General features: G+C 72.1%; 12 protein-coding genes. 7 read left to right on the top strand and 5 right to left on the bottom strand.

Annotation, left to right across the window (positions count from 1 at the left end):
• Nucleotides 1–372: 372 nt before the first annotated feature.
• On the bottom strand, nucleotides 373–1,491 hold the full coding sequence (locus tag ACI2K4_RS07660; protein WP_404509584.1) for an NAD(P)/FAD-dependent oxidoreductase: 1,119 nt from the start codon (nucleotides 1,489–1,491) through the stop codon (nucleotides 373–375).
• A 110-nt stretch (nucleotides 1,492–1,601) separates the two neighbouring features.
• On the opposite strand from ACI2K4_RS07660, the gene ACI2K4_RS07665 reads away from it, so the two are divergent.
• The 4 genes from ACI2K4_RS07665 (at nucleotide 1,602) to ACI2K4_RS07680 (ending at nucleotide 4,051) form a co-directional block, all read left to right on the top strand.
• Nucleotides 1,602–1,958 (top strand): winged helix-turn-helix transcriptional regulator, encoded by a 357-nt coding sequence (locus tag ACI2K4_RS07665; protein ID WP_404509586.1) that lies wholly within the window; start codon nucleotides 1,602–1,604, stop codon nucleotides 1,956–1,958.
• Between the two features lie 152 nt (nucleotides 1,959–2,110).
• The gene (locus ACI2K4_RS07670) at nucleotides 2,111–3,088 is read left to right on the top strand and encodes a pirin family protein (RefSeq protein ID WP_404509587.1); all 978 of its coding nucleotides are present in this window, start codon (nucleotides 2,111–2,113) and stop codon (nucleotides 3,086–3,088) included.
• A gap of 127 nt (nucleotides 3,089–3,215) precedes the next feature.
• On the top strand, nucleotides 3,216–3,548 hold the full coding sequence (locus ACI2K4_RS07675; protein ID WP_404509589.1) for a GNAT family N-acetyltransferase: 333 nt from the start codon (nucleotides 3,216–3,218) through the stop codon (nucleotides 3,546–3,548).
• Nucleotides 3,548–4,051: a carboxymuconolactone decarboxylase family protein gene (locus tag ACI2K4_RS07680; protein WP_404509591.1), complete on the top strand. Its 504-nt coding sequence runs from the start codon at nucleotides 3,548–3,550 to the stop codon at nucleotides 4,049–4,051. The genes ACI2K4_RS07675 and ACI2K4_RS07680 overlap by 1 nt, the downstream gene beginning before the upstream one ends.
• A 28-nt stretch (nucleotides 4,052–4,079) precedes the next feature.
• Here ACI2K4_RS07680 and ACI2K4_RS07685 read toward each other — a convergent pair whose 3' ends face one another.
• Complete coding sequence (locus ACI2K4_RS07685) at nucleotides 4,080–5,156, bottom strand: threonine aldolase family protein (RefSeq protein ID WP_404509593.1); 1,077 nt, start codon at nucleotides 5,154–5,156, stop codon at nucleotides 4,080–4,082.
• 94 nt (nucleotides 5,157–5,250) lie between these two features.
• Between ACI2K4_RS07685 and ACI2K4_RS07690 the strand changes: the two genes are divergently transcribed.
• Nucleotides 5,251–5,886 (top strand): GNAT family N-acetyltransferase, encoded by a 636-nt coding sequence (locus tag ACI2K4_RS07690; RefSeq protein WP_404509594.1) that lies wholly within the window; start codon nucleotides 5,251–5,253, stop codon nucleotides 5,884–5,886.
• A 3-nt stretch (nucleotides 5,887–5,889) separates the two neighbouring features.
• Here the strand turns inward: ACI2K4_RS07690 and ACI2K4_RS07695 are convergent, their stop codons facing one another.
• The gene (locus ACI2K4_RS07695) at nucleotides 5,890–7,149 is read right to left on the bottom strand and encodes an acyltransferase family protein (RefSeq protein ID WP_404509595.1); all 1,260 of its coding nucleotides are present in this window, start codon (nucleotides 7,147–7,149) and stop codon (nucleotides 5,890–5,892) included.
• A 173-nt stretch (nucleotides 7,150–7,322) separates the two neighbouring features.
• Here ACI2K4_RS07695 and ACI2K4_RS07700 point away from each other — a divergent pair, with 173 nt between their 5' ends.
• Nucleotides 7,323–8,768 carry a glycerophosphodiester phosphodiesterase gene (locus ACI2K4_RS07700; RefSeq protein WP_404509596.1) on the top strand — a complete coding sequence of 482 codons (1,446 nt, stop codon included), beginning with the start codon at nucleotides 7,323–7,325 and terminating at the stop codon, nucleotides 8,766–8,768.
• Between the two features lie 186 nt (nucleotides 8,769–8,954).
• Here the strand turns inward: ACI2K4_RS07700 and ACI2K4_RS07705 are convergent, their stop codons facing one another.
• A complete protein-coding gene (locus ACI2K4_RS07705) occupies nucleotides 8,955–9,314 on the bottom strand; it encodes a YraN family protein (protein ID WP_404509597.1) in 360 nt (119 codons plus the stop codon).
• 126 nt (nucleotides 9,315–9,440) lie between these two features.
• Entirely contained in the window at nucleotides 9,441–10,592 is a 1,152-nt protein-coding gene (locus ACI2K4_RS07710; RefSeq protein WP_404509598.1) for a DUF2332 domain-containing protein, read from the bottom strand.
• A gap of 255 nt (nucleotides 10,593–10,847) precedes the next feature.
• Here ACI2K4_RS07710 and ACI2K4_RS07715 point away from each other — a divergent pair, with 255 nt between their 5' ends.
• Nucleotides 10,848–12,002, top strand: coding sequence for a hypothetical protein (locus ACI2K4_RS07715; RefSeq protein WP_404509599.1), 1,155 nt, complete (start codon nucleotides 10,848–10,850; stop codon nucleotides 12,000–12,002).
• Nucleotides 12,003–12,035: the final 33 nt, after the last annotated feature.

Here is a 12,035-nt window from a genome sequence, read left to right on the forward strand (position 1 = left end):
CGACGGCGTCGCTTCGGCCGGTGTCGCTCCCGACGGCGTCGCTCCCGCCGGTTCGGGCCGGTGGGTTCGTGCGGGCCGTGGTCGCGGGTCGGCCGGGCGGGAACGCGCGGTCGTGTCGGCTCCGGTGGGCCGGATCAGCGGTGTCCGGCCAGGAGGTGGGTGGTCGAGATGTGGCGCGGTTGTCATGCGCCAGACCGTGGCCGAACCGGGCCGAGCGCGGTAGCCGGCCCGGTCCCCGCTGTGGACGACCGGTAGCCCTGTGGACAACCGTACGATCACGTCGACGACGTGCTAGGCGAGTCCGTCAGGGAGCCGTAAGTGCTGGTCGGACCGGCCCGGCGACGGGTGGTCACGCCGCCGGGCCGAGCGTGGTCAGGCCCGCTCGCTGGCCGGCGGGGCGTCGAACTGGGCGCTGTACGTGTCGACGAGCATGCCGCGCCCCTTGATCTCGGAGGCCGCCTCGGGACCGGCGACGCCCTCGATCCAGGGCAGCATTCCAGCGCCCCCGTCGGGGCCGAGCGGGACCAGGATCATCGGCCCCGGCGCGACGTACGCCGTGGTCTGGCCCTCGCCGGTGATCAGGGTGCGCAGGTTGCCGGCGACGAGTTCGGCCTGTCCGCTGGCCATGCCCGCCATCTTGACGTCGGCGGTGGAGACGTCGCCGATGGCGAAGACCCGGTCTTGGCCGACGACGCGTAGCTGGTCGTCCACCCGGACGTAGCCGCGATCGTCGCGTACGTCGGCGAGCGCGCCGCGCAGGTAGTCGGTCCGGACGGTGACGCCGAAGCAGCGGTACCAGATGTCGGCGTCGATCCGCTCGCCGCTGGCGGTGGTGACGGAGACCGGTCCGGCGGTGGCCGGGGGCACGTCGGGCAGTTCGTCCAGTGCGCTGCCGAGCTTCAGCTCGATGCCCAGCTTGTCGAGCTGGGCCCGGAGTTCGTCGCGCAGTGCCTGGTCGAACCGGCCCGGCAGGATGTCCGGTCCGGCGTCGACGAGGGTGACGTGCTTGTCGGGGAAGGCCGATTTGATCTCACCGGCGAGTTCGAGGCCGGCCGGACCGGCGCCGACCAGGAGCACCCGCTTGGCGGACCGCAGTTCCTGGTGCGCGTCCCGGAACCTGGCCTGGGCGACGGTCGTCCGCGTCTCGTCGCTCTTCGCCGGGAACGGGTAGGACGAGCCGGTGGCGAGGATCAGGTAGTCGGGTTCCAGGCGTGCGCCGGAGGCGAGGGTTACCTCCCGGCCGTCGACCGCCACCGCCCGGTCCTGGACGAAGCGTCCGCGATGCAGGAGCCGGTCGTACGGCAGGAAGATCCGGTCCACCCATTCCGGTTCCACCAGCGCACGCCAGGAGGCGACGTTGTGCAGGAACGAGTCGGACGGGTCGACGAGGGTCACGTCGGCGATGTCGTCGAGGGCTTTCGCGGCCTTGAAGCCGGCGTATCCGCCGCCGATGACGGCCACGGTCGGGCGGGGTGGTGTGGTTTCGGTCATGGTTGCAGCACTGCTCCTATTTCAGATGGTGCATCGGATTTCGGTGTAGCGGCGGCAAGGCTAGCAGCTTCGTAAAACGAAGTGCCAACGGATCTGCTAGCTTTGGTGGCGTGACCAGGCCCGGGCGGGACGAGACGACGACGATCAGCTGTGATCGCGCCGACGTGGCCCTGGCGCGCGCCTTCGAGGTGCTCGGCAAGCGCTGGAGCGGTCTGGTCATCGGCAGTCTCAGTAGCGGCCCGGCCGGATTCCGCGAGCTGTCCCGCGCGGTCGGTGGGATCAGCGACTCGGTGCTTTCGGACCGGTTGTCCCAACTGACCGACGTGGGGCTCGTCGTCCGTACCGTCGACGCCGGACCACCGGTCGCGGTCTCGTACCACCTCACCGCCGCGGGTCGTGCGCTCGTACCGGCCTTGACGCAGATCGCCCGCTGGGCCGAGGAGCACCTGCCGGCCGACCCGTCCTGAGTCCTTCCAGGGCGGGCCGACGCACCACTCGACGCCGCTGCCGTCGCTGACCGCCCCGGGCTACGCTCGCTTCCGTCGGGGCGGTTAACAGGGGGCCCTTCCTCTACCGAATCCGTTAACTAGGGGCCCTTCCTTACGGGCGGAGGACGTACGTGAGTACCACGGAGGCCGAGCCGGACTTCACCACCTGCGAGTCGGGGCCGGACGGGTCGCAGATCCTGGAGCCGCGTGAGGTGCCGCTGGGCGGACTGCGGGCGATGAACGTACGCCGGACCCTGCCGCAGCGGGCCAGGTCACTGATCGGCGCCTGGTGTTTTGTCGACCACTATGGCCCGGACCGGGTGGACGCCACCGGCGGCATGTTGGTCAACGGCCACCCGCACACCGGCTTGCAGACGGTGAGCTGGCTCTTCGACGGTGAGATCGAACACCGGGACACGGTCGGCTCGGTCCGTACGGTCCGGCCCGGCGAGGTGAACCTGATGACCGCCGGCCGGGGCATCGCCCACTCCGAGATCTCGACGCCGGAAAGCACCGTGCTGCGCGGCGTGCAGCTCTGGATCGCGCTACCCGAGAGCGAGCGGCACACCGCGCCCCGGTTCGAGCACCACGTCCCCGAACCGTCGTGGATCGACGGCGCCCGGCTGAGTGTCTTTGTCGGCTCCCTGATGGGCGCGACCTCCCCGGTCTGGACCGCCACCCGCCTGCTCGGGGCGGAACTGCGGATCGAGCCGACGGCGACCGTGACGATCGAGGTGGACCCGACGTTCGAGCACGGGCTGCTGGTCGACGACGGCCGGATCACCGTCGCCGGTGCCGACGTGGGCCAGGCCGAGCTGCTCTTCGTCCCGGCCGGTCCGCGCACCCTGACCGTCACCGCGGGGCCGGAACCGGCCCGGATCCTGCTGATCGGTGGGGAACCGCTCGGCGAGCGGATCATCATGTGGTGGAACTTCATCGGGCGTACGCACGAGGAGATCGTCGAGTACCGGCAGCGGTGGCAGGACCAGGCTTTCGGCGCCGACCGCGACGGTACGGGCGACCTGCCGTACGGCCCCTTCCCCGAGCAGTGGCGTGAACTCATCCCGGCACCGCCGCTGCCGAACGGTCGGCTGAAACTGCGCGCCTGAACCGTCGGTCGGTACCAGTCAAGCCCGAACCCCTCGGTTGCCACCAGCCGAGCCCGAACCCGTCATTCGCCACCCGTCAAGCCTGAACCCGTCCGTTGCCACCCCTCACCCGGAGACGAGACAGACCATGACCAATCCTTCCGCCGAGCCGGTCGTCGAACTGGACCAGGCCCACCACCGGTACACCATCACCGTCGGTGGCCAGGTCGCCGGCTTCACCCGCTTCTTCGACCACGACCGGCAGCGCGTCTTCTTCCACACCGAGATCGGCGAGGAGTACGGCGGCCAGGGGCTCGGCAGCGTCCTCGTCGCCGGTGCGCTCGACCACGTACGGGCGGCCGGGCTGCGGGTCGTGCCGATCTGCCCGTTCGTCAAGAGGTACGTCGAACGCCACCACCAGTACGAGGACCTGGTCGACCCGGTCACGCCCGCCCTGCTCGCCCGCGTCGGCGGCGCGTAGTGCACCCGGCTCGCCGTACCTATCTGGACAAGCAGTCGCCGGCGATCTTCAAGTCGCTCAGCGCGGTCGCCGTACAGATTCGGGCGCACGCCGACGACCTCGGGCTGAGCCGGCGCCTGCTGGAACTGGTCAACATCCGGGTGTCGCAGCTCAACGGGTGCGGGTACTGCCTGCAACTGCACACCGCGCGGGCGCTGGCGGAGGGGGAGACGACGCACCGGCTGGCCGTGTTGTCGGTCTGGCGGGAGACCGAGCTCTTCGACGCCAGGGAACGGGCCGCGCTGATGCTCGCCGAGGGGGCGACCCTGATGGCCGGCGAGCGGGTGAGCGACGCGGAGCACGCGTGGATCTCGTCGGTCCTCAGCGTCGACGAGATCTCCGTACTGAGCTGGGCGGCGATCGCGATCAACGCCTTCAACCGGGTCTCCGTGCTCAGCCGGCACCCGGTGCCCGCGCAGCCCCCGGTGGTCACCCCGGCCGCCGTCGTGCCGAGCACCAGGTAACCGTCCCCGGCGGCGGCCGGGGAGCGACTCACTCCCGGGCCGCCCGCCGGAGCAGTTCCCGCAGCAGGTCGACCACCTCGTCCGGGGCGAACTCCATCGCGTTGTCGCCCACGCTGATCTCAAAACTCGACCTGGTCGGGTCCGGAGCCGAGCGGACCCGGGCAAACAGTTGGGTGCCGGTGTCGGCCAACAGCGCGGCGCCGGCCCGCTCGACCGCCGCCGGACCCGCCGGCAGGTGGACGTGGAACAGCGGGGTCTGGGGCGGGTCGGGCCAGGCCAGGGCCACCCCGTCGGCGTTGATCGCCGCCGCCAGCGCCACCGCGTGGTCCCGGTAGGCCGGCATCCGGGGGAGCAGGGTGTCCAGCCCGGCGAGCGCGGCCAGGGCGAGCGGCCAGGCGTCGTGGATGGCACCGCCGAGGCGGGTCCGCCACACCCGGGCCGTGTCGATGGTCGCGGCGTCGGCGGCGAGAATCGCACCGCGTACGCCCTGGAGCGCCTTGTAGAGCGAGACGTACACGGTGTCGAACAGGCCGGCGATCTCGTCGAACGGGCGGCCGTAGTAGGTCTGCGCCTCCCAGATCCGAGCCCCGTCCAGGTGCGCCGCCGCCCCGCCGGCACGTACCAGGTCGACCTGTGCGCGTAGGTCGTCCCACTCGGGTAGCTGTCCGCCGATGTCGCGCTGTGGCAACTCCCACACCGCCGCCGCCAGTGGCTCGCCCACCGCGTCGAGGTCGGCCCCGGTCATCAGCCGGTACCGGTCACCGGCCGGGTGGAAACGCAGCCCGTGCACCACCTGGTAGCCCCGGGCCTCCCAGGTGTCCAGGTGGGTCTGCGGGTGCGCGGCGAAGGCCAGCCGGTCCCGTCGTTCGGCGTGGATCCGGAGTGCGACCTGCTGCGCCATCGTGCCGGTCGGGAAGAAGAGCGCCGACTCCTTGCCCAGCATGGTCGCGATCCGTCGTTCGAGCTGGGCCACCGGACCGTCGGGTCCGCTGGTGCGGGTGTTGTCGTCGACCCGGTCGAGGAGTTGGGTGAGCACCTCCCGAGGGGTGCGCCGGACGGGGGTGTGCGCGAGCAGGGACCGCCGGACGGGCGGGACATCGGTCATGATCGGAAGTCTGCTCTTGTCGCCAAGAGCTGGCAACAACGTCCATTGTGGTGAATGGTGGGGGTGGCGCCCACCGAACCAGGAGAGGATCACGATGCCCGACAGCTTGAGCGTACGGCCGGCCAGCGCGCACGAGGCCCCGACGATCGCGGCGGTCCTCGCCACGGCGAGCCAGGACGAGGCGGTGGTGAGCTGGGTGGTGCCGGACGAGCGGGTCCGCCGCGAGCGCCTCGCCGCCAGCCTGGAGCAGGCGACGCAATGGCTCTCCGACGTGGTGGCCGGGGGCGGAGTCGTGGTCGCCGGCACCGAGGACGCGAGCATCGCCGGCCTGTCGGTCTGGGAGTACGAGGACGGCACCGACACCGGTTCCGAGGCCAGCGCCGCCGAACTCGCCGCCTTCTTCGAACCCACCTACGGCGAGTACGCGCCCCGGATGGCCCTGGTGCACGAGCTGACCCGGCGGCGTCATCCCCGTACGGAAGCGCACTGGTACCTGCAACAGATGGTGGTCGTACCGGAGCAGCGGGGTCGGGGGCTCGGAGCCGCCATGCTCCGTTACCGGCTGGCCCGGGCCGACGCCGACCGGGTGCCGGTCTACCTGGAGGCGAGTACGCCCCGGAACCGGGCGCTGTACGAGCGGCACGGCTTCCACCCGCTTGGTGACCCGATCAGACTGCCCGAAGACGGGCCGGCGATCCAGCCGATGTGGCGGCCCACCACCCCGGGCTGACGGTCAGCCGGACCGGGTGACCCGGTCCTGGTCCCGGTCCTGGTCCCGCTCCCGCTCGTGGTCGTCGGCGGCGGTCTGGCGGGGGACGACGACCCTCGGCGCCGTCCCCGGCGTCGTCGCTGTCGTCGTCGCCGCGCCCGGTGGTGCCGCTGTCGGGGCCGGTCCTGTTGCTGCCCGGGCGGGCCGGCGCCGGGGACCGAGCAGGCGCATCATCGGCGTCTCGACGTACCGGAACAGCAGCCCGGCCAGCACCAGGTTGAGCAGCAGGAAGCCAACCGTGGCGGCCGGCCCGCGCCAGCCGGTGAAACCGTCCAGATTGCCCGTGGCGCGCATCACGCTGGTCACCACGAACACGTGCACCAGGTAGTAGGCGAAGGAGACCTCGCCGAGCCAACGCATCGGCCGTGACCGCCACGGCGACCAGGTGCCCTTGACGTCCGCGTCCGCCGCCGCCGTGATCACCAGGATGTATACGACCGCGAGCAGCGTGGTCCAGAGTTCGGCCCGGATCCACTGGCCGGCGGCCACCCAGGCGACCACGAAGATGACGCTCGCCACCTTCAGGTTGGGTCCCCGCCACCGGCCACGGACCATCAGCTCGGCCGCCGCCACGCCCATCCAGAACTCCAGCGAGCGCACCAGCGGGAAGACCTGGGTGAACCACCAGCGGTCCGGCTCCGGCACCAGCAACTGCCCGGGCCAGAGCGAGAGGATGAGCAGCGGCATCGCGACGATGATCGCGACCAGCACCCACGGCCGTAGCCGGCGGATCAGCGGCAGTACCAGGGGCAGGCAGAGGTAGAAGAACAGTTCGCAGGAGAGCGACCAGCTCACCGTGTTGACGCTGTAGAACCAGCCCGGTGTCGGGTTCCACGCCTGCACCAGGAAGAGGTTGGTCAGTGCCACCTTGAGGTTGAACGGGTCGGCCCAGTAGACCCCGAGCAGCAACACCGCCGCCCAGAGCACGACGTGGTTCGGAAAGATCTTCGCGATCCGGCGATGCCAGAACGCCACCGGCGTGTCACCCGGCCGGGCCGACCAGACCAGCACGAACCCGCTGAGGATGAAGAAGAACTGCACCCCGGAGAGGCCCAGGGTGAACAGCTTGCCCACCACCGCCTGGTAGTCGGGCTCGGCGATCACCCGCATGGTGCCGATGTGGAAACCGAAGACCAGCATCGCGGCGATCCACCGCAGACCGGTCAACGACGGCAGCTTGCTCAGCGCGGGGGCGGGGACAGCGGGTGTCGGGATGCTCGTCATGACCTCCGGCACTCTAGTCGCTGCGCCTCGGGGCGCCAGCGGGACGTCCGTTTCCGCCGTGATCGGCCACTTCCGGGGTGGTCAGGTGGTGATGGAGCCGTACATCCCTGATTTCCGTACCGGTAACTGGTTTTCGCCCGGCCGTTACCCTCTCCGCCCTAGCGTCCCCAATCATGGTCTTCACTCGATTGGGCGCCGCGCGCGCCCGTGCCACCACCCCCGGCCGGGCCGCCGTCGGACTGCTGGCCCTGGCGCTCGCGGTGGGCACCCTCACCGCTGTCGACGCCGGCACCCCGGCCGTCGCCGCTCCGGGCAGCGTCGTCGTCTCGGCGAACTTCGACACCGGTGGCCTTCCCGCCGGCTGGCGGGCCGTCGACGGAAGCTGGACGGTCAAGAACGGACGGCTGTACGGCACCTCCGCCAGTGGGCCCAACAAGATCACCTTTGGTCGTCACCTGAACGACTTCCGGTTCGAGGCGACGATCCGGTTCGAGTCGGTCAACGAGGCGACCCGCTGGACCGCGCTCGGGCTCGACGTCGCCGCCGCCGGCACCCCGCCCTGGTGGATCGCCACCGTTCGCAGCGGCAGCACCGCCGCGAACGGGATCGAGTTCGCCCAGCGGACCACGGCCAACACGTGGAACGTGACGAACACCGCCGCCGCCCCGTCGGCCGCCGGCACGGGCCGGGACATCGCCATCGCCGCCGAGGTGCACGGCATCAACGCGCGCTGGTTCTTCGGTGGTCGGGAGGTGCTGCGCACCAGCAGCCTGCAACGTTCGACCGGCGGCGTGCAGGCCCTGGTCGTCGACGGCGCCACCGTCTCGTACGACAACGTCAAGGTCACCGAGCTGGCGCCGAGCCCGTACATCCGGCCGGTCGGTGCCCCGCTCACCGTCATCGCCCACCGGGGCGCCTCGGCCGTCGCGCCGGAGAACACCCTGGTCGCCCAGGACATTGCCCGGAGCAACGGCGCCGAATGGATCGAGAACGACGTCCAGCCGAGCAAGGACGGGGTTCCGTTCGTGCTGCACGACAGCACGGTCGACCGCACCACCAACGGCACCGGGGCGATCCGCAGCCTGACCTCGGCCCAGCTCAAGCAGCTCGACGCGGGTTCCTGGTTCGGCTCCCAGTTCACCGGCGTACGCATCCCGACGCTGGCCGAGCAGTTGGCCGACCTGCGTACCAAGGGTGGCAAGCTGCTGCTGGAGATCAAGGGGGCGCACAGCAAGACGGAGGTCGCCCGGATCATCGACATCATCCGGGCCGAGCAGATGACCAGCCGGGTCTTCATCCAGAGCTTCGAGACCAACGCGCTCAGGTACAGCTACGAACTGGCCCCGGAGATCCCGCTGGGCCTGCTGCGCAGCACCCTCGACGCCGACCCGGTGGCGATCGCCCGGCAGTACCACCTGACCGCGTACAACCCCGCGGTGGCGGCGCTGACCGGCCGACCCGCCGTGATCACCAGCCTGCACACGGCGGGCGTGGCGTTGATGGTCTGGACCGTCGACTCCGCCAGCCAGTGGCAGACGCTCAAGGGGCTCGGCGTCGACGGCGTCATCACCAACCGGGCACCGGAACTGGTCGACTGGAACGCCGCCCACCCCGGCTGAGAGGCGACGGGATCGCCAGCCGGTAAGCCGCCCGGCACCCCTACCCGGTCGCGTCCTCACGGCGCCGGGTACGGGTGCCGGGCCCGGTTGGCGGCGGACGCGGGTGCTCGGCCGAGTTGTCAGCGGACGCGGGTGCTCGGCCCGGGTCGTCGGCTGGCGCAGGTGCCGGGCGCGGTGGGCAGTGGGTCAGAACGCGGCCTTGAGGTGCTCCACCCGGGCCGCGCCACGGGCCGGAGCGAACACCGAGATCACGTCGAACCGGACCTCGTCGGGGTGTGTCGGGTGCTGCGCCAGCCACTGCGCCGCGAGCCCGCGCAGCCGACGGGCCTTCGCCGGCACGACGGCCTCGGCGGGTGGGCCGAACGCGGTGCCACGCCTGGTCTTCACCTCGCAGAAGGCGAGCACCCGGCCGTCCCAGGCGACGATGTCGATCTCGCCGGAGGGGCAGCGCCAGTTCCGGTCCACCACCCGCAGTCCGTTCGCCACCAGGTGCCGTACGGCGCACCGCTCGCCGTACGCGCCGACCGCCTGCCGCTGTCGTGTCATGCGGTCGAGGTTGCCGCACCGGACACCGGACGGCGGCTCGGCCGCCCGCCGCCTGTGGACAGCGCCGCCACCTGTGGACAACCGGACGATCGGGCGCCGGGTGTGCTAGCACCGCCTCCGTCCGGGTCAGGCCACGGGTCGCGCGTACGGGTACCGGCTCGGGTGCCACTCCAGCCAGGTGCCGTGTCCGTCGGTCCGCCCCAGCACCTCGACGCCGGCCCGGCCATCACGCCACGAGACCACGGTGAGCAGCGCGGCACCGATCACGTCCGGTGGTCCGGCCGCCGCGGGTCGACCGTCGACGAAGAGTTCGGCGCCGGCGACGGACGCCTCGCTGACCACCACCGTCAGATCCCGCTCGGCGCCGACCTCGGCGAGCGTCGCCGCCAGCCGGCGACGGGCGGTCCGGTCGAGGTAGGTCAGGGCCATCGAGGCGAAGACCACCGGGACGGCGTCCGGGGCGATCTCGGCGAGCAGCGTCGGCAGGGTGTGCACCAGGTCGCCGGCGACCAGCCGTGGCCTGACCCGGGAGACCTCGGTCAGCGCCGCCTCCAGCCGGGTCAGCCGGTCGGTCTGCTCCGGCCAGATACAGGCCCGCAACCAGTCGGTGGCGAGCGGATCCGTGGCGTCGACCGGGGAGAGGTCGATGCCGACCCGGTCGGCGACGGTCAGCTCGGTGGCGGCCGGCTCGGGCCAGCCGGGGCCGCGTAGCCGTACCGCCATGGTCAGCGCCTCCGGCACCCCGTCCGGCCCGTACGTCTCGGTCCGGCCGTCCGGGCCGACGTACCGGCAGGCGTACCGGTCGGTGATCAGCAGCAGCCCCGCGCTGGTGCCCAGTTCGACCAGGTGCAGCGGGCGCCCCTCGGCGTGCTCGGTCGCCCGTCCGAAGCCGGCCCGCAGCGAGGCCGCCCGCCGGGCCTCGTTGGTCTGGGTGGTCCTGGTCGCGCAGAGTTCGGTCAGCTCGTCGCGGTAGCCGCCGACCAGGTCGGCCAGGGCGACGCCGAGGCCCTTGTCCACGTCCCGCGTGCCGCCGAGCGTCGGCAGGTACGCCGCGAGCGGGTGTTCGCGCGCGACGGTCCGGAGCAGGTACTGCACCGCGGCGAAGTATAGGATCGCCCGCCGCTGCCCCGGTCCGGCGGCGAGGAGCGGTTCGGTGAGCTCCGGTCGGTCGGCGAGCAGTTCGGACAGTTGCTCGTACCGGGGTGAGACACCGCGGAACTCGTGCCGGGCGAAGCGGCGGAACATCTGCGCCAGGGCCTGTTCCTCGGTGGGTCTCATACCGGAGATGGTCCGCCGGTCGGACGCCGGGCGCAGCGACCGCCGTCACCCGTTCATCACCGACCGCTGGCCCGGTCCGAGCCCGGTCGACCCGCGCCGGCGCGGGTGCCGAGGTCGCCGTGACGCCGGATCGGATCTTCGCGAGAAGGGGCGAAAGGCGGTTCCTCGGCCGGAACACGGAGGGCGGCGACAAGCCGGGGCATCAAGGTCAACTAATTGGCGCAGCCCTGGCCGGGTCGTTTACGGTGCCCGTTCGTGGACGGACAACGTAACTCCCCCGAGGACCAGGAGCAGCTGCGCTGGTACGCCGGCCAGCGCGGATATCCGGAGTCGGACTGGCGTGCGAACGAGGCGCGTCACCCCGGGGACGGCTACTCCGCCGTCGAGTCACGCACCGGGGTGTCCGACGAGCCCCGGCACGGCGCCACCGACGCCGGCCGCGACCGCTACCCCTCGGACGGTGACCGCTTCCCGGCCGACCCCGACCGGTACGCCGCCGAGCCCGACCGCTACCGCGCCGAGCCGGACCGTTTTCGTACCGAGCCGGACCGTTTCCGTACCGAGCCGGACCGCTTCCGCGGCGACCCCGACGCGGACCGGTTCCGCAACGACCCCGACCGGTACGCCGGCGGCGAGCGGTACGCCGACTCGTCGGATCTCGGTCGTGACCCGCTCGACGCGATCCGGATCCGGCCGGACGTCGGCCTCGATCCGTCCGAGCGCGGCCGGGAGGCGGGCGAGACCGGACGGGGTCCGGATGGTGCGACCGGGCGGGGTGAGCCGAACGGGCGGTTGGCGGACGCGCCGCACGAGAGCGGACGGGGCGGGGCGGAACCGGCCCGTACTCCGGCCGGCGCCGAACGGTCGCCGTTGAGCGGCTATCCGATCGTCGCGCCGGGCCGGGGCGGCGAGCCGGAGCCGGCCCCGACGGAGACGCCGGTCGCGGCGCTGCACCTGCCGACCGGGCCGGTCAGCATGATCGGTCCGCCGCCCGGCAACCCGATTCCGGGCGGTGAGGTCGGGTTCGGCGCCGACTCCGGTGGCCTGTACGGCGAGCCGGCCGATGGTCTCCGACGGGTCGGCGGCGGGGCGGCGAGCGGTGGCGACGGGGTGTACCGGACCCGCCGGCCGGCGGTCGCGCTGCTCTTCGCCGTACTTGCGGTGATCTTCGAGGTGCCGGCGCTGCGGATGCTCGCGGACGCGGCGGTCGGCGGGCCGGTGTCGCCCAGCGGCATCGTCTCCGGGACGTTCCTCGCGACCGGCCTGCCGATCTTCGCGTCCGGGCTCTACGCGCTGATCACCGGTGGCGCGGCCCTCGGTGACCCGGCCCGGGTCTGGCTGCGCCCGCCGACCGCCTACCTGACCGTCGGCCTGATCCTGTTCGTCGCCGCCGCACTCGCCGCCGGCTGATCCGGTCGGCTGACCCGGCGCGGCCGATCGTTC

Source organism: Micromonospora sp. NPDC050397, from assembly GCF_044901685.1.
Lineage (GTDB): Bacteria > Actinomycetota > Actinomycetes > Mycobacteriales > Micromonosporaceae > Micromonospora_G.

Bases quoted from the DNA above. Each gene is read 5' to 3' on its own strand.
- ACI2K4_RS07700 (WP_404509596.1), top strand. From the start codon at position 7,323: ATGGTCTTCACTCGATTGGGCGCCGCGCGCGCCCGTGCCACCACCCCC.
- ACI2K4_RS07690 (WP_404509594.1), top strand. From the start codon at position 5,251: ATGCCCGACAGCTTGAGCGTACGGCCGGCCAGCGCGCACGAGGCCCCG.
- ACI2K4_RS07660 (WP_404509584.1), bottom strand. From the start codon at position 1,491: ATGACCGAAACCACACCACCCCGCCCGACCGTGGCCGTCATCGGCGGC.
- ACI2K4_RS07705 (WP_404509597.1), bottom strand. From the start codon at position 9,314: ATGACACGACAGCGGCAGGCGGTCGGCGCGTACGGCGAGCGGTGCGCC.
- ACI2K4_RS07710 (WP_404509598.1), bottom strand. From the start codon at position 10,592: ATGAGACCCACCGAGGAACAGGCCCTGGCGCAGATGTTCCGCCGCTTC.
- ACI2K4_RS07695 (WP_404509595.1), bottom strand. From the start codon at position 7,149: ATGACGAGCATCCCGACACCCGCTGTCCCCGCCCCCGCGCTGAGCAAG.
- ACI2K4_RS07685 (WP_404509593.1), bottom strand. From the start codon at position 5,156: ATGACCGATGTCCCGCCCGTCCGGCGGTCCCTGCTCGCGCACACCCCC.
- ACI2K4_RS07675 (WP_404509589.1), top strand. From the start codon at position 3,216: ATGACCAATCCTTCCGCCGAGCCGGTCGTCGAACTGGACCAGGCCCAC.